The sequence below is a fragment of the Acetobacterium sp. UBA5834 genome (genome assembly GCF_002435675.1).
Taxonomy (GTDB): domain Bacteria; phylum Bacillota; class Clostridia; order Eubacteriales; family Eubacteriaceae; genus Acetobacterium; species Acetobacterium wieringae.
In genome coordinates this window covers 1-22,419 of record NZ_DJGY01000047.1, presented here as the reverse complement: position 1 = coordinate 22,419, position 22,419 = coordinate 1, and the positions used below count along the sequence as shown (strand labels likewise).

Here is a 22,419-nt window from a genome sequence, read left to right as displayed (position 1 = left end):
TTACCCTTATAATGAAGTTATCAATATGAAATGAGGTGTCTAAAATGATTGAATTTGTATACGGTTCAAAAGGAAGCGGCAAAACAAAAAAAATGATTGACATGGCAAACACTGCGCTGGAGACCTGCGAAGGGGATATCATTTTTCTTAATGACAGAGACAAATATCGAGTAAAAGTAGATACTAAAATCAGATTCACAAACCTGGAGGAGTTTGGCATCGTTGGAACAGATCAGCTTTTTGGCTTCATTAGCGGGGTTATTGCTGAGAATTATGATGTGAAAATTGTTTTTATTGATAATACCTTACGGCTGATTAATTATCAGTCATCAGAGGACATTTGTAAAATTGTTCAAAAAATTCAACAGCTTACAGAAAAACATGATATAAAATTCGTTCTCAGCTTAAGCTGTGAAAAAGAAGAATTGCCAGAATGTGTCACTAAATTAATATAAACATTTCAGACGAACCTGATTAGCAATAAAACGGTTCGTCTGTTTAATCTTATTGAGGAAATAAATAAAACCCATGACAGACTATCGATATAACATCTATTCGATTTGGCTCAAAGAACGCTATGGCGAAAAAGTATATAAGATTCCAATCAATATCCCGGTGACCTGCCCCAACCGCGACGGTACCCGGGGGAGCGGTGGCTGTGTCTATTGCGGTGCCAAGGGTGGAGGCAACGAAACCTTGTCGGATCAGTTGTCCGTCAGCGAACAGCTGGAAAAAAATATTGCCTATATTGGCAAACGCTATCACGCAAAAAAGTTTATAGCCTATTTTCAGAGCTTTTCAAACACCTATTGTGAATTTTCAGACTTTAAGAAATGGATTCTGGCAGCGCTTCGCCCGGATGTAGTGGAGATTTCGGTTTCAACCCGGCCGGATTGTATCACCGACGAGCAGCTTTATTTTCTGGAAACAGTTAAAGCCGAACAGGGCGTTGAGGTAACAATTGAGTTGGGATTGCAGAGCGCTAACGAAGAAACCCTGAAAATCATTAAGCGGGGGCATACCCTGGCTGACTACGAACAGGCCATCGATCGGATTAAAGCAGCCGGTCTGTTAACCTGCACCCATATGATTCTGGATTTACCCTGGGATAGCGAAGCTGATGTGATCAGCGGTGCGAAGCTTTTATCCCGCAAAAAAACTGATTTTGTTAAGTGTCATAGTTTATACATCGAAAAAGACACGCTATTGGAACAGTGGTATCAAGACAGAAAGCTGACACTTCTCCCGAAGGATGACTATATCACCCGGGGGATTTTATTTTTGGAGTATCTTGACCCCAAAATTGTGGTACAGCGGCTAATTGGCCGGGTGCCCAAAGAGGACTCTGTTATTACCAACTGGAATACCAGCTGGTGGAAAATTAAAGATGAGCTTGACGCTCGCATGGAGCAGGAAAATAATTACCAGGGACGAAAATTCTCTGGGAAAAATAAAAAGAGGTAAAGTCCTTGGGAACAAAATATTGGCAAGAATTTCTCATCCCTTATCATCAGGCAGTGGATGAGATCGTATTAAAATTCACAAGTTTAAAAGAGCAGTATGAGAAAATTGGTGAATACTCCCCGATTGAATCGGTTTATGGCCGGGTTAAGAGCGTGGCCAGTATTCTGGAAAAAATTAATAAGTATGGCGTTGATATTGAAGCCCTGGAGGAAACCATTCAGGACATTGCCGGTATTCGTATTATGTGCCAGTTTGAAGAAGACATTTACGAGGTCGTTGAGTTGATTCGCAAACGGACAAACTGCGATATGGATGTTGTCAAGGTTAAGGATTATCTGAACGAAGCCAAGCCAAGCGGCTATAAAAGCTATCATCTGATTATCCGTTACCCGGTTTTTTGTGTGTCCGGTAAGCAGTCCATCCTCGTGGAAATTCAGATTCGTACCTTGGCCATGAACTTCTGGTCGATCATCGAGCATTCCTTAAACTATAAATATAAAGAAAACATCCCGGAAGCCATTAAAATGCGGCTAATCAATGCGGCCAATGCCGTCAACGAAGTGGATCGGGAAATGTCATCGATCCGTGAGGAGATCCAAAGTGCCCAGCGGCTGTTTGGTATTAAATCCAGTCTGGTTACCAGCATACTCGATAATATTGGCCATTTATACAAACTCAATCATGGTGATAAGGCCTCCCACTACGAAAAAATATTTGATGACCTGTTTGCTCAGGAGGACATTATCCAGTTGATCTTACTGCGAAAAGAACTGGAGTCGGAAGTCAATAAGATTGAGGCAGAGGTTTAAGAATCAAAAAACATGCTTGTTAAAAAAGAACAGTATGTTATAATAACACATTGTAAAACATATATAAACGAGGAGGTTGTCGATGTCTGGACATTCAAAATGGTCGACTATTAAACACAAAAAAGGAAAAGCAGACGCGAAACGCGGTCAAATCTTTACCAAGTTAGCAAAATATATTGCGGTGGCATCCCGTGAGGGTGGCAGCGATCCGGATATGAATGCAAAATTAAAAGAAGCCATCGCCAAAGCGAAGGCTGCCAATATGCCCAATGACAACATTGACCGGGCGATCAAAAAAGGTGCCGGTGAATTGCAGGGTAGTGTCTATGAAGAAATTACCTATGAAGGTTACGGACCGGGTGGCGTTGCGGTGATTGTTGAGACCCTAACGGACAACAAAAACCGGACTGCTGGCGATGTTCGTCATGCCTTTGATAAAAATGGCGGAAATCTCGGTACCAGTGGTTGTGTGGGTTTTCTGTTTACTAAAAAAGGCCAGATCATGATCGAAAAAGCTGATGGTCTGGATGAAGAGGCACTGATGATGCTGGCTCTTGATGCCGGTGCCGAAGATATTGAAACTGCTGAAGAAGGTTATGAAATCAGCACCGAGCCGGTGGATTTTGGCCAGGTTTGTGATGCCCTGAAACAGGAAGGCTACGAATTGGCTTCGGCTGAAATTGCCATGATCCCATCCACCGAAGTCGAACTGATCGATGCCACTGAAATTAAAAAAATGTTAAAAATGATCGATATGTTTGATGATAATGAAGATGTTCAGGCAGTTTGGCATAACTGGACAGGTGAGGAAGATGAATAAAAATACCCCGTTCAAACGATTTAAAGATGTTTTTCTTTATATCGTGATGACCATATTTTTGATTTTTTTGACTTCATCCTTTGTGATTGAGGATGTCTATTCGGCTGCGGATCAGTTGACCATGACCGAAAAGGGGATTTCTGATGTTTATTCCATTGCCGTCGGGATGGAACCCGAAATGCTGACCATCAATAATGGTGAAGCGGAGAGCGAAGATAAGACAACAGAAATTAAAACCGACGATGGTACTACCATCGTTATAACCGAATACACGTTGGGTGATAAAAATGAAGAGATTCTTGAATATCAACAGATCTTATATTCACTGGGTTTTCTGATCAGTCAACCCTCCAGTGAGCTGACAGAAGAGGTGCAGACGGCGATTAAAACCTATCAGGCGATGAAGGGTCTGGAGCAAACCGGGAAGCTGGATCGCTCCACCATTATCTCTTTGGTTGCCGAAGACGTTAAATTTGAAAAAGGCGACAGCGGAAAAGTGCTGCAAACCTATCAGCAGATTTTAGTGGCCCAGAAATATCTGGCCGCCGAGTCGGCCACGGGAACCTTTGATGACGCCACTGAGACGGCGGTGAAGGCTTTCCAAAAAGCTAATGGGCTCACCGAAACCGGAAAAATTGATGCTAAAACCATCAAAGCACTGGATGCATTAAGATAAAATTAAATAGGATTATCATAAAGCCGTCAGAATTGGCGGCTTTATTCGTTTGATGGTTTACAAAAACCGTCTATTTGATATAATGACAATACACATAGGATTATTTTTCATGGATGGGAAAAGAGGAAAGAAATGAAAGTTGTCACACCAAAAGAAATGGCGGTTATGGATCGCCATGCCGTAGCTGCCGGGACACCCAGCATTGAATTGATGGAACGGGCGGGGCATGCTTGCGCCGAAGTTATCAAGGTAGATCTTGATGAAAAGGCTCAGATTATCATTTTGTGCGGACCAGGCAACAACGGTGGTGATGGACTGGTCATCGGCCGGTCATTGATTGAGGATGGTTATACCGTCCATTTATTCTTGACTGCAGATCGGGAAAAATTGTCGGAAGACAGTCAGATCAGTCTTAAGCGGCTGGAAGATAAAAATATTCCCATCCGCACCCTGCAGGATGACGCTGATTTGGAAGATCTGAGTCTGATTATGAAACGGGCTACCCATGTGGTTGATGCCATCTTTGGTACTGGCCTGGTGGATAAAGAAATTCCGGCCAGTTACAATCGCATCTTTGATCTGGTTAATGATTTTGATCGGGAGAAAATTGCCATTGATATTCCGTCTGGCCTCAGGGGCGATATTGGTTTGACCATTGGAAATGGGATTTTTGCCGATAAGACCATTGTGATCCAGAATTATAAAACCGGTTGTCTGTTAAATGATGGACCTGATTATACTGGTGATACCATTCTGATTGATATCGGGATTGATGAAAACAGCATTCCCAATGAAAAATACTATACTCAGGAAAGTGATCTTAAATTTCCGCAGAAACGAAAAAAGAATACCCATAAATACGATTACGGCTCAGTGGTTGTGATTGCCGGTTCCAAGGGGATGAGCGGGGCTGGAATCCTCTCAATCGAAGGGGCCCTGAAAAGCGGTGGCGGTCTGGTGACTTGCTATGTGCCCCAGGATATTTATATTCCGGTGGTGGCCCGGGCCCCGGCTGAAGCTTTGATTAAGACCTATGACTGTAATATTACCTCGGACGACATCAAGCATGACCGCAAAAAGGTAATTTTAATTGGACCGGGGATTGGCCGGGCCAAGAATTATAGCTTTATTCTGGAGCATTTACTGGAAGGCAGTCTGCCGGTGGTGATTGATGCCGATGGGATTCATCATCTGGCCGTGGTGGTGGATTCTTTAAAAGAATCAAAAACTCCGGTGGTTATTACCCCTCATTTTGCTGAGTTTTCCAAGCTTATTGACGTGCCTCGGGAAGACATCTTAAAAGATCCTATTGGGTACGGTCAGAAATTTGCGATGGAATATCAGGTCGTGGTGGTATTAAAAGGATATCGGACGATGATCTTTGGAACCAATGGCGAAATCTGGTTTAATTCCACAGGAAATCCGGGAATGGCCACGGGTGGCAGTGGCGATGTTCTGGCCGGGATGATTGCCGGAATTGCCGGACAAAACGTCAATCTTTTTGAAGCTGCCCGGGCTGGCGTTTTTTATCACGGCAAGGCTGGGGACTATTATGCCGAGCATTTTGGCCAGAGTACCCTAACCGCACATAGCATTATTGAATCCTTAAAATATGTTTTAAAGTAAGTTGTTCAAAATCCCGGAATTACCGGGATTTTTTCTCTTTGTTTGGTGATTTGAAGATTTTGGGTTATAATAATCAGATGAAGTTAATGGCTAAATTTACCAGTTTTTTAAAAACGTGGCCAGGAATTTAGTGGTATCGGATAATTGAATTTGGGATAACTGGAGTGAATGATCTGGGAAGGAATAGCGTTGTGACAAATATATTAGTAAGAAAGCTGATCAAAAATTATGAGAATACCGGAAATTCCCGGGTGCGGGAAAACTACGGAAAATTGGCCAGTATCATGGGGATTGCTTCAAATCTGTTGCTATTTTTCATTAAAATAACTATCGGACTGGTTTTTAACAGCATTTCGATCACCGCCGATGCGGTCAACAATCTGTCCGACTCCGGCTCATCACTGGTGACCCTGCTGGGTTTTAAACTGTCCGGCAAACCGGCCGATGCCGACCATCCCTTTGGTCATCAGCGGATGGAATATATTTCCGGATTGGTGGTTTCCTTTATTATTCTTTTTTTAGGGTTACAGCTGATTGAGAGTTCGTTTGATAAAATTCTCCATCCGGAATTGCCCCAGTTTAGCATGATTACGGTGGTGGTTTTGATCATTGCGATTTTGATTAAGCTGTGGCAATGCCTGTTTTATCGAAAAATCGGGAAAACCATCAACTCGCTGACGCTGATGGCGACTGCCATTGACAGCCGCAACGATATTCTGGCAACCTCGGCCGTATTGGTGGCAACCATCATTACCTATTTGACCGGCTTTGACCTCGATGGTTATATGGGGGTGGTGGTGGCCATTTTCATTATCATCAGTGGCATCAATCTGGTTCGTGAAACCATCAGCCCGCTTCTGGGCACAGCGCCGTCGAATGAACTGGTCGATCAGATTTATGAAAAAATCCGTAGTTACGAACACATCATTGGTCTTCATGATCTGATGATTCATAGCTATGGGGAAACCCAAACCTATGCCTCAGTTCACTGTGAGGTACCGGCGGAACTCGACTGCCTGATCAGCCACAGTGTCATCGATCAGATTGAACGGGATTTTCTTAAAGATCTGAACATTCATCTGATTATTCATCTTGATCCGGTTATAACTAACGATGAAAAAACGACGGCGCTGAAAGAACAGGTGGAACAGACCATTGCCGGACTTTCACCGGAGATTCACATCCACGATTTTCGAGTGGTGTGGGGGTATAACCATTCCAACCTGATTTTTGATGTGGTGGTTCCCTACGATGCACCGTGGAGTGATGAGGAGCTGAGCATGATGATTGCCAATGAAATATACAAAATAAACCCGACCTATCACGCCGTGATTACGGTTGATTATAATCACTATGTCCCCAATCAGGACGAGTTTTGTGTTTAAATCGGTAGCCGGGCAAGCAAGTCCCGATTAATTTATTCAGATAGGTAATTGAGAAATAAAAAGCACTGAACAATGGTTGCTTTGGGTGCAGTTTCCACAAACAATTTTGTAACGTGTAGGCGAACAGTTCAGAGAACTGTCCGCCGTACAGTGTAAAAATTGTTTCGTGCGAAACTGGGCGCAAAGCTCACGGCAGTTTCGCAATTGCCTAATTTATTCAGATCTTAGGAGAAACAAAATAGCATGAGCAAGAAAAAACCTGCACAACGAATCTTAAACAATGCGTCCCGCAGTTTTCGTATTTTTACCTTCGGATGTCAGATGAATGAAAATGACTCCGAAAAAATTTCGGGAATGTTAAAAGCCCTGGGTTACGTCGAAGAAATGGATGTCAACAAGGCCGGTCTGGTCATTCTTAACACCTGCTCGGTTCGGGAAAACGCCGACGAGCGGGTCTTTGGCAATATTGGCGCCTATAAGACGGTTAAGAAAAATAATCCTGATTTAATTCTGGCGGTCTGCGGCTGCATGATGCAGCAGCCCGAAATCGTCAATCAGATTGTCACCAAATATCCCCAGGTTGATCTGGTTTTTGGGACCCATAATTTTCATCAGTTGCCGCAGATGCTTAACAACTACATGGTCAATGGCAAGCGGCTGGTGGAGGTCTGGGAAGATTCCGATGCGATCATTGAAGATCTGCCGGTGGACCGCAAATATCCCTTTAAGGGCTTTGTGACAATTATGAATGGCTGCAACAATTTCTGCACCTACTGCATTGTGCCCTATACCCGGGGCCGGGAAGTCAGCCGCCAGCCGGAGCGTATTTTTTCCGAGGTCGCCGCCCTGGTGGCCGATGGTTGTGTGGAGGTGACACTGCTGGGCCAAAACGTTAATTCTTACGGCAATGATCTGGGGGATGAGGTTAATTTTGCCAATTTATTGCGACAGCTTAATACCATTGAAAACCTCAAACGGATCCGGTTTATGACCTCCCACCCAAAAGATCTCACCGATGCGGTGATTGATGCCATCGCCGAGTGTGACAAGGTTTGTAATTATATCCATCTGCCGATCCAATCCGGCAGCAGCCGGGTCTTAAAAGTGATGAACCGCAAATACACGCAGGATGATATTCTCAATCGGGTTGACGCGATCCGCAGAAAAATTCCCGGGGTGGCCATCACCACCGATCTGATTGTTGGCTTTCCCGGCGAAACGGAAGAAGATTTTTTAGAGACCCTCAAAGTGATTGAGTTGTGTCACTTTGACTCAGCCTTTACCTTTTTATATTCGATCCGCACTGGCACTCCGGCAGCAACCATGGCCGATCAGATTCCCGACTCGGTTAAGCATGAACGGATCAACCGCTGCCTGGAAGTGCTCCATCGGATCAGCCACGACATCAATCAGACTTATCAAAATCAGGTGGTGGAAGTGCTGGTGGAAGAAACCAGCCGCAACAACCCCGAACGGCTGACTGGCCGGACCCGAACCGGGAAGGTGGTCAATTTTCCCGGTGAACCCGGCGATATTGGCAAACAGCTGATGGTTAAGATTACCCAGGCCAAAACCTTTAGTCTGGATGGTGAAAAAATTCCACAGGAGGACACCGATGGCGCAGCTCACTCCAATGATGACCCAATACCTGCAAATTCATGAGGAGGTACCGGAGGCCCTGCTTTTCTTTCGGCTTGGTGACTTCTATGAGATGTTTTTCGATGATGCCCTGACTGCTTCCCGGGAGCTGGAAATTGCCCTGACTGGCCGGGATTGCGGGCTGGAAGAACGGGCGCCGATGTGTGGGGTGCCCCATCATGCGGCCCAGAACTATATTACCCGGCTGGTCGAAAAAGGTTATAAGGTAGCCATCTGCGAACAGGTTGAAGACCCCAAAGAAGCCAAGGGGATTGTCCGTCGGGAAATTATTCGGGTGATTTCACCGGGTACCATCTCTGAAGGAAAATTGCTGGAATCCAAGAAAAACAATTATCTGATGGCCCTGTTTCTGGAAAACAATAGCCTCGGGATAGCCAGTCTGGATGTTTCAACCGGGGATTTTTACGTCACCCAGATCGAAGCCAGAAGTCGCGATCAGTGGCTGTCCCAGCTGTCCGATGAAATCGGGCGGTTATTACCGGCTGAGGTGATTCTTAATGGGGCACTGTTTAAAGACGGTCAGGCATTGACCCTGATCGAAAACCGTTTTGGAATACTGGCCAGTCTTTATCCGGAAAAATACTTCTCGGTCAAAAACGGCAGCCAGCGGATTACTGAACAGTTTCAGGTTTTTGCTCTGGGGGCGCTTGATCTGGAGCGCCGGGATCATGCCATTGCTGCCGCCGGGGCACTGCTACTTTATCTCGATGAAACTCAGAAACGGGCCCTGACCCATATTAAAACGATCCGCTATTATAACAGTAGGGACTATATGGTGCTGGATTTGTCGACCCGGCGCAATCTGGAGCTGACCCAGACCCTTAGAACCTTGGAAAAAAAAGGCAGTCTGCTTGGGGTTCTGGATAAGACTGTTACCGCCATGGGCGGACGCACCCTGCGCCGCTGGGTCGAGGCGCCGCTTTTAAATCGTGATGCGATTCTTAAGCGTCAGGGTGGGGTGGCAGCTTTTTTTAATCATGCCGCCGATCTACCATCGTTTAAAACGATTATGACTAGGGTTTATGATCTGGAACGGCTCTGTGGCAAGCTGGCTTTTGGCACCGTCAATCCCCGGGATCTGCTGGCCCTCAAACAATCACTGGGGGCGCTGCCATTAATCCGGGATTTTGTGGTGCAGCTGGACGCAGAACCACTTACTGCACTGTTTGATCCGGATGAGCTGCTTACTGATATATGGGAACAAATTGAGCAGGCGATCGATGATCAGGCCCCACTGGTTCTAAAAGACGGACACGTGATTAAAACCGGCTTCCATCCAGAAATCGATGCGTTTCGGGAAGCTGCTGAGAAGGGTCAGGACTGGATTTGCGATCTGGAATGCCAGGAGCGGGAGCGCACCGGGATAAAAAATCTGAAGGTGAAATATAATCGGGTCTTTGGCTATTTTATTGAGGTGACCAAAAGCAATTTTGACCAGGTACCGGAGGACTATATTCGTAAACAGACCTTGGCCAATGCCGAGCGCTATTTTACGCCGGAGCTAAAAGAAATGGAAAGTCGGATTCTCGGAGCCCAGGAAGGGTTGCTACGCTGCGAAACCCAGGTGTTTCAGGAAATCCGTGATGGTCTGCTCAAAGAAATCCCCCGGATTCAGCAAAAAGCCCGGGAAGTGGCGGAACTCGATGCCATCTATGCGTTGGCGGCAGTGGCGCTTCAAAACCGTTTTGTCTGTCCGGAGATTCGGGAAGACAGTACGATACTGATCAAAAACGGTCGCCATCCGGTGGTGGAGGATATGATTGGAACCAACCATTTTATTGGTAACGATTGTCTACTCAATCAGGATGATCAGCGGATGCTGATTATTACCGGACCAAATATGGCCGGGAAATCGACCTTTATCCGCCAGGTGGCGATTATTACCCTGATGGCTCAGATTGGTTCCTTTGTTCCTGCCGATGCGGCCAGCATCGGCGTCGTCGACCGGATTTTTACCCGGGTCGGAGCCAGTGACGATCTGGCCAGTGGTCAGAGTACCTTTATGGTGGAAATGACCGAGGTGGCCAATATCTTAAAAAATGCCAGCGCCCGCAGTCTGGTAATTCTTGATGAAATCGGTCGGGGCACCTCTACTTTTGACGGCATCAGCATTGCCTGGGCGGTGGTGGAATATCTCCACAATCCGGACAGCATCGGGGCCAAAACTCTGTTTGCCACCCATTATCATGAACTGACTGAACTGGAGACCTTAAAACCGGGGATTAAGAATTTTTCTATCCGGCTTAAGGATACCCCCGATGGAGTGATCTTTTTAAGAAAAATCATTCCCGGTCCAGCTGATCAGAGTTATGGCATTGAAGTCGCCAAGCTGGCCGGTTTTCCGGCCGGAGTCACCCGGCGGGCTCAGGAAATTCTTGGCCATCTGGAATCGGGCGAAGATACCTACCGCCAGGAGCTGCTGGTGGCCGAACCGACGGTTCTATACGGTGACAGCGGCAACCAGTTGAATTTCTTTGATGTTGCTCAGACGATGACCGATGCCGAAGCAGAAGCACTCGAAACCATTCGGGAAATGCAAATTGAAAAAATGAGCCCCCTGGAAGTCATGATTGTGATCGACCAATTACGAAAAAAACTATAGTGATCGGAGTAAAGATGAAAACCAAAGAATTAAAACGCATTGTCAAGCGTTTGATGAATGATAAAAAATATCGAAATATGACGTTCGATCAATTATCGGATTTTATCGGTTTGTCTAAAAAGAAGGATCGCCAGATGCTGTCCCATGTGTTAAAAGAACTGGAAGTCAAATGTAAGGTCGAGAAAGACGGCAACGGCACTTACAAAAAGGGCAATGGTGCTCCTAAAATCGTTGGGGTGCTGCGGGGCAACCAGCGGGGTTTTGGTTTTGTTATTCCGGATTACTCGATTTTCTCGGAAGATGTTTTTATTCCCGAGAAGGCCCTCCATGGCGCTCTGGACATGGATACTGTCTGGGTGCGCCTAACGTCTAAACCGGGAGATAAACGACCAGAAGGAGAAGTGGTCGAAATCATTGCCCGAGGACATCAGAAAATTATTGGCCGTTATCAAAAAGGCAAGGGCTTTGGTTTTGTGGTACCGGATAATGATCGCCTTTGTAAGGATATTTTTATTCCCGAACGGCGGGGTCGAAAAGCTGTAACCGGCGATAAGGTGGTCACCCAGATCGTCTCCTGGTCGGAGACTGGTAAAAATCCCGAAGGCGAGATCCTGGAAATTCTTGGTAATGAAAGCGAACCGGGGATTGATATCCTCTCAGTCATTAAAGAATATGACATCCCGATGGATTTCTCCAATGACGTGGAGCGGGAAACCAATCAGTTAAGCGACCGGATATCGGAGAGTGAACTGGAAAAACGGCGGGATCTGCGGGACCAGCAGATTTTTACCATCGATGGAGATGATGCCAAGGACTTTGATGATGCCGTTTCGCTAACCCAAACAAAAGATGGTAATTTTTTGCTGGGGGTGCACATTGCTGATGTCAGCCACTATGTCCGGCCGGGCAGTGCCATTGATGAGTCCGCCCTGGAACGGGGCACCAGCGTCTATGTGGTCGATCGGGTAGTGCCGATGTTGCCGTTTAAGCTTTCCAATGATGTCTGCAGTCTGGTGCCCAACAAGGACCGACTGACTTTCAGTTGTGAAATGGAAATCAATAAAGATGGCCAGGTAGTGCGCTATGATATTTTTAAATCGGTGATCTGTTCCAAGGCACGGATGACCTATAAAAAGGTTAATGCGCTGCTGGCCGACCGGATCGATGAAGCCGCTGAGCTAAAACCCTTTCGCAGTGAACTGGTGTTAATGGAGGAGCTGCATGAAATTCTGCGGGTCAAGCGCCGCTTAAACCGGGGGGCAATTAATTTTGATTTCCCTGAAGCCAAGATATTACTGGATAATCATGGGTTTCCTGAAGAAGTGATCATTGATGAGCGGTTGATTTCTCACCGCATCATTGAAGAGTTTATGCTGGTCTGCAATGAAACCATCGCCGAGCACGTCTCCAAACTGGATGCACCGTTTATTTTTAGGAACCATCCCGAACCTCACCCTGAAAAGCTGGTCGCCTTTCGCACCTTTATCAATCGCTACGGCTTTAAGCTGGGGAAAAACGACGATCAGGTACCTTCCGGTCACGACTTTCAGCAGTTGGTAGTAGATATTGAAGGTAAAAATGAAGAACGGGTGATTACCCTGCTGATGCTAAGGACCATGCAACAGGCCGTTTATGAAGGCCGTAATCTGGGTCACTATGCCCTCGGGGCAAGCTTTTACACCCACTTTACTTCACCGATCCGTCGCTACCCGGATCTTTTTGTCCACCGCTATCTGGCCAAGGCGATGACTGGAAAAATCAATAAAAAATCATTGGATTATCTGGAGAAAAATATTGATGCGGTGGCCAGCCACGCATCTGAAACAGAGCGCCGGGCGGAGAACATCGAACGGGAAATCACCAAGCTCAAGATGACCGAGTACATGACCCGCCATCTTGGTGATGAATTTACCGGGCGGATTAGTGGGGTTACCTCCTTTGGCTTTTTTGTTGAACTGGAAAATACCATCGAAGGTCTGGTGCGGCTGGCAGATTTAAAGGATGATTATTATAACTATGACCCGGATCTGCATCAGCATATTGGGGAACATCGGGGAAAGATATTTAGATTGGGCCAGGAAATCAAAATAAAAGTGGCAAAAGCTGACGTGAGTTCCAAACAAATTGATTTTGTACCTATGGATTAATTAAGGAATCCGTGTTATAATGTGATGCTAGAGAAGAAACAGAGGAGTTGCGTATGGGTGAGACTATTAAAATTGTGGCCAAAAATAGAAAAGCACGTCATGATTTTACCATCGAAGATACCTATGAGGTGGGCCTGGTTTTATCAGGGACGGAAGTGAAATCGATCCGGGCCGGAAAAGTCAGCCTGAAGGAAAGTTTTGCCGATATCCACAACGGCGAGGTTTTCGTTTATCAGATGCATATCGATCCCTATGAGCAGGGGAATATTTACAATAAAGACCCGCTGCGCATCCGAAAGCTCTTGCTTCACAAACAGCAGATCCGAAAACTGATCGGGCTGAAGCAACGGGAAGGCTATACTCTGGTACCACTGAGTCTGTACTTTAAGGATGGCCGGGTTAAAATGGAACTGGCCCTGGCTAAAGGTAAGAAGCTTTATGACAAGCGACATGCCATTGCCGAGCGGGATTCCGACCGGCGGATTCAAAAAAGTATGCGGCATAATGGCTAGTTATTATTTGGGGGTGTACTGGTTTCGACGGGGGTTTTGAAGCTTGAGTAGCGAGTCGATGTTGCCAATCATCGTTAAAAATGGCGCATAAATATAAACGCAAAAACAGAAAAAAGTTACGGGTTAGCTTTAGCAGCGTAATTCGCTCTAAAGTTTAATACTAAGACTTCGCAGCATAATTAATGCTGCACGCCTCCCAACTCAACCTGTGGTTTTGGGTTTCGGCGTTCATTGAAGCAGGGAACCGTTTTTGGTAGTGTCTCGCACCATTAACGATCAAGAGGCTGGTTCCACTTTTTCTATGTCATTGGAGAAAGAGGGGAATAAGAAAATAAACAATGACTGCACTCGGAGAAGCTCCTGTGAATGGACTTTCGGACAGGGGTTCGACTCCCCTCACCTCCACCAAAATCGTACGTAATAATTAATACCATTAAAGGCCACCTTGTGATGAGGTGGCCTTTTGTATTGTGGTGAAAATGGCTTTGCAAAGCGGTTTAAGAGTAGATATAAATTCGATATAAATAAAATGGTTGGTAGTCAGGATTTAGATAAGGAACCAAAGTGTAGAAAAGATTTTTTGCAGAGTAGGGGTGTGCAAAAGGGTGCATTTTTTGACAGGGGTGTGCATTTTGTTCGAAACCGTTTTATCAACTAGTACTTTTGCATCAATGTTGAAATGAGTGCAGTTATTTATGGAGACGAATTTTTAATGCAAACTATTTATGCTGCAAATAAATAGCAAAAAACGCCTCGCTTTAAACAAGACGTTTTTAGGAACTCCTTAGAGAATGTGAAAGTTATTCTGTAAATAAGACAAAAGAAGTCTTCTGTGATAAACTAAAAAAATCATAGGAGGCTTTTATTATGGCAAAAAAGAAAAATCCCGTACATGAAGTTAAAATGACGGAAGGAAAACGAAACATCATACGGCAGCTTCTGGAGGAATATGATATTGAATCTGCTGGTGATATTCAGGATGCACTGAAAGATCTGCTGGGGGGCACGATCAAAGAGATGATGGAAGCGGAAATGGATGCCCATCTTGGCTATGAAAAATCCGAACGATCCGATAACGAAGATTCCCGAAATGGCTATAAAGCCAAACAGATCAACAGCCGTTATGGCAGTATGAAAATCCGGGTTCCGCAGGATCGACAGTCATCGTTTGAACCGCTGGTTGTGAAAAAAAAACAGAAGGACATATCAGATATTGACCAGAAAATCATTTCAATGTATGCCAAAGGAGTGACCACCCGGCAGATTTCCGAAACGCTGATGGATATCTATGGTTTCGAGGCTTCAGAAGGGTTATTTCCGATGTTACAGATAAAATCATGCCGGAAATTGAAGACTGGCAGAACCGGCCGTTGTCAGCAGTTTATCCGGTACTTTATATTGATGCGATTCATTACTCGGTAAGGGATAATGGCATCATCCGAAAAATTGCAGCCTATGTTATTCTCGGGATCAATACGGACGGATATAAGGAAGTTCTGACGATTCGCATCGGTGAAAATGAAAGCTCAAAATACTGGCTCAGTGTTTTTAATGAGCTGAAAAACCGGGGCGTAAAAGATATTCTGATTATTTGCGCTGACGGACTTACCGGCATCAAGGAAGCTATTTCAGCGGCTTTTCCGAATACTGAATATCAGAGATGCATTGTTCATCAGATCCGCAACACTCTCAAATATGTTTCCTACAAAGACCGTAAAAATTTTGCAGCGGATCTGAAATCCATTTACCAGGCTGCATCCGAGGAGCGGGCGCTGGAAGCCCTGGACCAGGTTTTTGAAAAATGGTCTGACAGATACCCGAACAGCATGAACAGCTGGTCGCAGAACTGGGATGCCATTTCGCCAATTTTTAAATTTTCAGCCGATGTCCGAAAAGTGATTTATACGACCAATGCCATTGAGAGCCTGAATGCCACGTATCGAAAACTCAATCGGCAGAGAAGTGTTTTTCCCAGCGATAAGGCGCTTTTGAAAGCCCTTTATCTGGCAACTTTTGAGGCAACAAAAAAATGGTCGATGCCGATACAGAAATGGGGTAAAATTTACGGCGAACTCAGCATTATGTATGAGGGTCGTCTTTCAGAATAGCTCTTAAAAAAACAGGTGATTTACCACCTGTTCTTGACATGCTTATTTTTATGGGGTATAACATTCTTAAAAATACAATCATATTTTTCTGAAATATTTTACCCCATTTCATTTTTTTTCATAGAAGATTTCAATTTACAGACTTTTCTTCATACACTCACTCCTTATACAGCTAATACAAGTATAACACATGCTAAGACTTTTGTCTGGCTGAAGCTTATATTGTCTATGCTGCCGCCCGTATAGCATTCGAATTTATACTTTCAATAGTTGACCTAATTCGTTGGAAGGCATCTAGGTTGTCATTAAAAATTTCGAAGATGTCTGCGCCGCCAGCAAATTCATCATCTTTCATATCTTCCGGGGTCAGTGTACCCCACCGGGTAATCCAGTCTACGATATAGTGGACGAATGTAATTTGTGGTTCTGTAAATAATGTACCATCTAGAAAACCTGAGAAAGCCCCTAAAGCTGCATCTTGTGACAGCCCGGTGATTCCACGAATAAAACGCCCCAACGAAACACCGTTAGCTGCTGCTTCATATTCTTTCTCTGTACCGACCTCATGCCAGAATATTTTTTCAAGCTCATCCCAGTCAGCATCACTCAACATTTCATTATTCTTTAATTTATGAATGGCAGGTTTATTTTCATTATCCTTAACGTACCGCTCAGCTCTTTGATAGTAACCTTCCATGGCAGGGTCATCAGCAAAGCGTTCTCCTTCTTTTTCTAGCAAGACGCTATCAGTTACATTGATTACTTTTGCGCGCATTTCTTTCTTCAGGTATTGCATCAGATCACGTAATTGCTGGCGTACTTCTTCAATGTCAAGAAGTGTAGCTGACGCCCAAAAGCAATCCTGCTGCACTTGATTTATTATCTCTCGGCGCTCCAGTACTTGAGGGATTGTTGCCTTTGGCTCTAGGGTACAAGCAATTGTTTTAACTCGATTAATGATAGAACGCTGAGTGTTATCATCACCAGTTACATGAGCAATAGATAATTTGTACATTAGTGCATCAAGCCGACGTGCGGACTCATCATCATCATGAGCAGGAACTAGTCCCGCCAAGTGGGATATGATATTACCGGCTTCAATTGCACCAATGCAGGTTCTTCCGCAAAAACCCGTTATCCAGACTTTGAATGTGGATCGTACATCAATTTAGCCGTCAGTAATTTTTGACCACATCGACCATACATGGTTCGTTTTATCATTTTAAGTTTGTTGTTGACCCCTTCTACAAATCCGTTTGACAAATCGCTTACAACAGCATTTTCTACTGCTTCGAGATCTTTTTCCAGTCCGGTTGCAAAAACTGCCAGCTGTTTGATCTCAGAGGTTTTGTACCTATCGATAAACAAATAAAGTTGGGGCAGACTTTTTTCTTTAAAGATCTGGCGGAATTCTTTGATGCATTTATAAAGCTCACCGATAATCGGATATGTCTTCATCAGATAGTCACGATATCCGGATACAACGACATCATTCATCCAGAGATACCGGAAGATGCTTTGCCGGGTTATATGGTCAAATTTGTTCAGTTGCTTTCTCCGAGTGATCGCTTCAACCGAAGAGCTTCGGTTAACTGCGATTTCGATTCCATGCATCGCAATCAGTTTGTTCATATAGTCATATGCGGTGGACACTTGTCCGGGATAGCCCTGCTTTCTAATTTCGCGATAGATGTCTTTCCGGATCATCCCGGAGGTCAACGCTTTCATTATATAATCGTAATAGCGATCCACACAACTGCGCAGTTCCCGGCGACATAATGCATCAAAATCGCCATTAATATTATTTCGTACGGTCTTGCGGCTGCAATGCAGGATTTTTGCCGTTTGACTGATGGTGAATCCGGCCTCAATATATTCTTTAACTGCATTGTAGCGATGGATCCGGTTTTCATCATAACTGACCGTGTTTAACGGGACACTATTTTTTTTTAAAACCTTCTTTTCCAGTTTTTTCTTCCGGTTTCTGTCGATCAGACGGTTCCTGATCAACTGCTATTTTTATATCAGCCGGAACAACTGATTTGAGTGCATTCTGAACGGCCTCCAGTAAATTCTGATGAAGATGAAACCGGTCGGCAATCTGCATGGCATCAGGAAGGATTTCCCCAATGGCAGAAGCATAGGCTCCGGCCCGGTCTCGAGTGACACGTCTGACCTGTCTGTTCTGCTGCAACCAGGCCTTCAGCGTGTTGCTGTCACGACCATTAAGAACAGCAACCGGTTTGTGTGTGGCTTCATCAACAATCACCGTTCCGTATCGGCTTCTTTTTTTAAAGGCGAAATCATCAACACCGATTGTTTCACCACAAACCGGAGCTGGCTGAGCCTCATAATGTTCTGTCAGAAAGCGGATCACACTGTCACCACTGATATGCAGATTCATTGCCTGACAGATCCGTGCGCACCCCTCACAACTGGTTTCCATTGCCAGCATACAGATGAAATCTTCACAGCGCTGAGTCATTCTTCGGTTTGCATTAAGAAAGCCATTGAATGTTTCAGCAACGGTTCTGACCGGACACGCTTCATTGTCACAAATGTACTCATGGGCTTTAATTCGGAGCTGAACATTTTTTCCCAGTATGGGAAGATCCTGAACGTTTCTTGTATAGGTACCGTGATAATGCTTAAGTGTCTGGTGACACCTGGGACAGATACAGGTTTTGGAAAGAGATTTCATATGGATAATGATGTTATCAGTTTCAATTATTTCCGTGATCTTTAAAATATCGGATGGGAAGTAATGATCCAAAATCAGAGTATTTGGTGAATCCATTTTTACCACCCTTTCTATCTATTTGATACTTTTATTATATCACTTCAGGTTTAATATATAGCTTAATTTACGGGTTTTTACGGAAGAACCTTTCACTGTCGGAATATACACACAATGCGAAGTTAGGTTTAAGATTTATATAATGAAAAATTTAAAATTTACAAATTAAGGTGGTGGTGTAGGTCAAGGTTTTCAAAACAGATTATTGAGATAGAGGAACTATTGTAAACAGCGATCATCATGTGTTAATAAATTTTTACAAGGAGGATATTATGGGTATTTACACAAAGCTGGAAAACCATGCGAAACGTCGGCCAGCAGAATTGGTGAAAATGAAAAAAGACGGAGCAAAAATTGTGGGTTATATTCCGGAAGGCTATTTTCCGGAAGAACTAGCGTACGCAGCAGGAGCGATACCAGTGGCGCTGGGAAAGGGCGGCAGCTATGAGATGGTTGCTGAAAGTCTACGTTATATTACTCGTTTTACATGTACCTGGTGCAGAACTCAGATTGCTTATAAAATGACTGGCGATATCTGGTACGATCTGCCTGAATTAATCCTAATTCCCACCACTGATTGCAATGTTAAAAGTATTGGTGATATGTTCAGTTATTGGTCAGATACTGAGACCATGTATTATGGGGTACCTCATAATAAATTACCCGATGCGATTGACTATTATCAGGAGTCATTAAAGCGGGTAAAAGCAAAGCTGGAAAAATTTACCGGAAATCAAATTACTGATGAAAAGCTCAAGGCGGAAATTAATAAACAGAACACCATCCGGTCACTTTTGAAAAATATCAGCGAATTGCGAAAAGCTGAAAACCCTCCGATCACAGGTTTTGAATTTATGAAGCTGCAGCATTATTCGATGCAAGCCGATCCGGATTTTTTAATTGAATGTCTAAACGAAATCTATGCAGAACTTAAAACGATGACTGTTGAAAAATCGGATAAAATTAGACTTTATCTCACAGGAAGCACATTAGCTTTTGGCGATTATGGTCTTTATGAAATTGTCGATCAGGTCGGTGCGGAGATTGTATGCGAAGACTTTGCTGGCGGAGTCAGAAATATTCTAAATAATGTTGAGTATAATAGCGGCGACTTGTATGCCGATCTCACCGATGCTTACTTCACAAAACGCAGAGAAGGTGCATGGTTCCGCCCATCAGCACATCGGGTTGACTATCTGATCGATGATATCAAAAACTACAATTGTGATGGCGTCATCTGGTATGAAATGCTTTATCGCGAATCTTATGATATGCAGGGTTTCTACTTTGATAAAATTATTCAGGAAAAAACAGGGGTGCCGATGGTTAAAATCGAAACAGATTATGATGCCTCTGAAAAAGGTAATATAAAAACAAGAGTTGAAACACTTTGCGAAATCGTCATAGGAGGTAGACAGTAATGTATTATGATAAATTATTTAAATTGATGGAATGGACTGTTGAAAAAATTGAAAGTAACCGTTCTCGAATTGAATTAATGTTAGAAAAAATTGATGCAGCGTCTGAAGCGGATATTGATCATGCGGTGGAACATGTCACAAGTAATTTCGATTTTTCGATTCCTGGAGTTCCAACTCTAGTGGGAGTTTTAGTGGAAGATTTTATTGATTCAATCCATGCACGACTCGATCATAAATATGTAATTGCGGTTAATTATCCAATTCTACCATCGGTAACACTTGGTTTGAACTATGCTCAAAAACGGACAAATGCAGATATTTATATTTTCGCATCGACGTTAAATTCGATCAATGTTCTAGGCAACATTTTTGACAAGTATACTCGGGTACTTGAAGTAGGTGAATTGGTTGGACAGGCTGCTGGTCGTGCCCATTGCGCACAATATCAAGCTGAAGCAGGTTTATTTGAGCTTGGGATTTTACCGGTTCCGGATCAGGTTATTGTCTCAGGTTGGTTTTGTGATCAGGCAGCCGAAGCAGATGAAATGCTCAGTAGAATTTTTGGATTTGAACCATTATACCTAGAAGGCGTTATGGACTGGACTTGGGAAGAAAATTTGGATGAACGAATAGTTCATTATGATGCAAATTCAATCAAGCGCGTCTTCAATCGCATCGAAGAGCTTACTGGGTTAGTTGCTAATGCAGAAGACACTAACAAAGGTTGGCAGTATTTTGGAACTCTGGCCAATGCAACTGTTAATCTTCTTGATATGAATGCAAAAGCAAGTCGCCAGATTTTTTCTCATGCTGATATCTCCCTCGTCTATTGGAGTATGTTTGTTGCTGCGGATCTTAAACATGAAGAAAAAGTGTTGGGAGCAGTCGAAAAGGTCATTAAGGCGGCGACAGAACGTGTCGAAAAAGGCGAGGGAATTCTTCCAGAAAATTCACCAAAAATTTATCTTGGAATGAGAACCATCTGTGATGTTAAAAATTTAAAAATAATTGAAGAAGCGGGTCTTCATGTGACACATATTTTTATGGATGCATTCACGAAATATGAATTAATGCCACCGATTATTGAAAACCCAACACCTGAAATACAAGCCACTGAATTCTTTTTCAAAAGACCGGGGCTTTCCAATGCAGGAAATTTGTACCAATATGAAGCAGATTCAATGAAGCAATACAACTGCGACGGTGCTATTTTATCCTACCTATTCAACTGCCGTCCATGGTCGCTAGGAGCGGTGATGGGGAAAGATTACATTGAAAAAACAATCAATAAACCGGTTATGATCATGGAAGCGGATTTCTATGATAGTCGACTTTACAGTCCAGAACAGCAGAAAACTAGAGTTGAATCGTTTGCTGAAGTTTTAAAACTCAACAAAGAAATGGAAATGATGGGCTTTGCAGAGTAAATGATCGTGTAATAGATAGTAGAAATCCATTTAGTAACGATAGATCGATTGCGCTCGAATCCTCCAGTTATATTGCTCCCAAACGATATCACTATAGAGTCGTTTGGGAGCATTTTTGATCTGAAACAAGATCAAATTAGAAGTTAAATTTTTGAGGTTTACATCTCACGAGGTTGTCCAATAAAAGCAGCGCTCAAAGTACCGGGTCCTGAATGAGCTCCGATTACTGGTCCAATGAAATTAACGATTACATCTTTAACATTATTTTGCTCGTGTATGATTGATTTCAAAAGGTAAGCATCTTCTGCACAATCGCCATGGTTGATAAAGATGACCTGATTGTGGGGTTCAATAATGCGTTCTTTGATTTCGGCGGCCAATGTTTTGATGGCTTTTTTTCTTCGTCTAACTTTTTTCACGGCAACTAGCTTGCCATTTCTATTCACCATTAAGATCGGCTTTACGTCGATGAGCGATCCCAGCGCAGCGCTCGTTGGGGATATTCTACCACCTTTTTTTAAATGTTCCAAACTATCAACTGTAAACCAGATATTCACGTTTAATTTGGTTTCTTCGATCCAATGAACAATGTCTTCTTTGGACCGCCCTTGTTTTAGCATATTGCAAGCTGAATGGACAAGTAAACCTTGACCAGAAGTGGCTCCTTTTGTATCAATAACAGAAATATCTGCAGATTTATGCCTCTCAAGGATGGCTTTTTTAGCAAGAAGCGCACTATTATAAGTATCACTTAAACCAGATGAGAAACCAATATAAATAATGGCATATCCGAGAGTGACATATTTTGAAAAGACTTTTTCAAAGCGATAGGGATTGATTTGAGTTGATGTAGCCCAATCCCCTAAGCGAAGGGAATGGTAAAAATTTTGATGGGTTATGTACTGTCCATGAATATCTTCATAGTCTTTATCGTTAAGTTGAAAACGAAAGCTTCCTGTATAATTT

Annotated in this window: 17 protein-coding genes, 1 other RNA gene and 1 pseudogene; 15 read left to right on the top strand and 4 right to left on the bottom strand. The window is 43.7% G+C overall.

The genetic code is table 11. The features are described from left to right. Positions 1-44 precede the first annotated feature (44 nt). From B3F51_RS09355 to B3F51_RS09295, 13 genes and pseudogenes are all read left to right on the top strand, one after another. Positions 45-455, top strand: a complete 411-nt coding sequence (locus tag B3F51_RS09355; protein WP_148638290.1) for a hypothetical protein — start codon at positions 45-47, stop codon at positions 453-455. A 73-nt stretch (positions 456-528) separates the two neighbouring features. Next, on the top strand, positions 529-1,464 hold the full coding sequence (locus B3F51_RS09350; protein WP_070372036.1) for a TIGR01212 family radical SAM protein: 936 nt from the start codon (positions 529-531) through the stop codon (positions 1,462-1,464). Between the two features lie 5 nt (positions 1,465-1,469). Continuing rightward, on the top strand, positions 1,470-2,273 hold the full coding sequence (locus tag B3F51_RS09345; RefSeq protein ID WP_070372035.1) for a GTP pyrophosphokinase: 804 nt from the start codon (positions 1,470-1,472) through the stop codon (positions 2,271-2,273). Positions 2,274-2,355: 82 nt separating this feature from the next. Next, positions 2,356-3,093: a YebC/PmpR family DNA-binding transcriptional regulator gene (locus B3F51_RS09340; RefSeq protein WP_070372034.1), complete on the top strand. Its 738-nt coding sequence runs from the start codon at positions 2,356-2,358 to the stop codon at positions 3,091-3,093. Then, the gene (locus tag B3F51_RS09335) at positions 3,086-3,769 is read left to right on the top strand and encodes a peptidoglycan-binding domain-containing protein (protein WP_070372033.1); all 684 of its coding nucleotides are present in this window, start codon (positions 3,086-3,088) and stop codon (positions 3,767-3,769) included. Before B3F51_RS09340 ends, B3F51_RS09335 begins: the two co-directional genes overlap by 8 nt. Positions 3,770-3,901: 132 nt before the next feature. Beyond that, positions 3,902-5,395, top strand: a complete 1,494-nt coding sequence (locus tag B3F51_RS09330; RefSeq protein ID WP_228879381.1) for an NAD(P)H-hydrate dehydratase — start codon at positions 3,902-3,904, stop codon at positions 5,393-5,395. Between the two features lie 191 nt (positions 5,396-5,586). Beyond that, on the top strand, positions 5,587-6,780 hold the full coding sequence (locus B3F51_RS09325) for a cation diffusion facilitator family transporter (protein ID WP_070372031.1): 1,194 nt from the start codon (positions 5,587-5,589) through the stop codon (positions 6,778-6,780). A 243-nt stretch (positions 6,781-7,023) separates the two neighbouring features. Continuing rightward, the gene (gene miaB / locus B3F51_RS09320; protein WP_286946732.1) at positions 7,024-8,442 is read left to right on the top strand and encodes a tRNA (N6-isopentenyl adenosine(37)-C2)-methylthiotransferase MiaB; all 1,419 of its coding nucleotides are present in this window, start codon (positions 7,024-7,026) and stop codon (positions 8,440-8,442) included. Beyond that, the gene (mutS, locus tag B3F51_RS09315; RefSeq protein WP_070372029.1) at positions 8,396-11,041 is read left to right on the top strand and encodes a DNA mismatch repair protein MutS; all 2,646 of its coding nucleotides are present in this window, start codon (positions 8,396-8,398) and stop codon (positions 11,039-11,041) included. Before miaB ends, mutS begins: the two co-directional genes overlap by 47 nt. Positions 11,042-11,055: 14 nt before the next feature. Next, positions 11,056-13,188 carry a ribonuclease R gene (gene rnr, locus B3F51_RS09310; RefSeq protein WP_070372028.1) on the top strand — a complete coding sequence of 711 codons (2,133 nt, stop codon included), beginning with the start codon at positions 11,056-11,058 and terminating at the stop codon, positions 13,186-13,188. 53 nt (positions 13,189-13,241) lie between these two features. Continuing rightward, positions 13,242-13,700, top strand: coding sequence for an SsrA-binding protein SmpB (gene smpB, locus B3F51_RS09305; protein WP_148638283.1), 459 nt, complete (start codon positions 13,242-13,244; stop codon positions 13,698-13,700). Between the two features lie 9 nt (positions 13,701-13,709). Next, positions 13,710-14,108: a transfer-messenger RNA gene (ssrA, locus tag B3F51_RS09300) on the top strand. A gap of 459 nt (positions 14,109-14,567) precedes the next feature. Beyond that, a pseudogene (locus B3F51_RS09295) lies at positions 14,568-15,808 on the top strand (IS256 family transposase). Between the two features lie 226 nt (positions 15,809-16,034). Here the strand turns inward: B3F51_RS09295 and B3F51_RS09290 are convergent. The 3 genes from B3F51_RS09290 to B3F51_RS09280 form a co-directional block, all read right to left on the bottom strand. Continuing rightward, entirely contained in the window at positions 16,035-16,823 is a 789-nt protein-coding gene (locus B3F51_RS09290; protein ID WP_148638282.1) for a type I restriction-modification enzyme R subunit C-terminal domain-containing protein, read from the bottom strand. Between the two features lie 119 nt (positions 16,824-16,942). Continuing rightward, positions 16,943-17,818, bottom strand: coding sequence for a transposase (locus tag B3F51_RS09285; RefSeq protein WP_187389313.1), 876 nt, complete (start codon positions 17,816-17,818; stop codon positions 16,943-16,945). Further along, entirely contained in the window at positions 17,748-18,605 is an 858-nt protein-coding gene (locus tag B3F51_RS09280; RefSeq protein ID WP_148638281.1) for a transposase, read from the bottom strand. Before B3F51_RS09280 ends, B3F51_RS09285 begins: the two co-directional genes overlap by 71 nt. A 272-nt stretch (positions 18,606-18,877) precedes the next feature. Here B3F51_RS09280 and B3F51_RS09275 point away from each other — a divergent pair, with 272 nt between their 5' ends. Further along, positions 18,878-20,026, top strand: a complete 1,149-nt coding sequence (locus B3F51_RS09275) for a 2-hydroxyacyl-CoA dehydratase subunit D (protein ID WP_148638280.1) — start codon at positions 18,878-18,880, stop codon at positions 20,024-20,026. Beyond that, positions 20,026-21,453 carry a 2-hydroxyacyl-CoA dehydratase family protein gene (locus tag B3F51_RS09270; protein WP_148638279.1) on the top strand — a complete coding sequence of 476 codons (1,428 nt, stop codon included), beginning with the start codon at positions 20,026-20,028 and terminating at the stop codon, positions 21,451-21,453. The genes B3F51_RS09275 and B3F51_RS09270 overlap by 1 nt, the downstream gene beginning before the upstream one ends. 158 nt (positions 21,454-21,611) lie before the next feature. Here the strand turns inward: B3F51_RS09270 and B3F51_RS09265 are convergent. After that, on the bottom strand, positions 21,612-22,419 hold an 808-nt coding region (locus B3F51_RS09265), incomplete at its 5' end, for a DegV family protein (protein ID WP_286946725.1).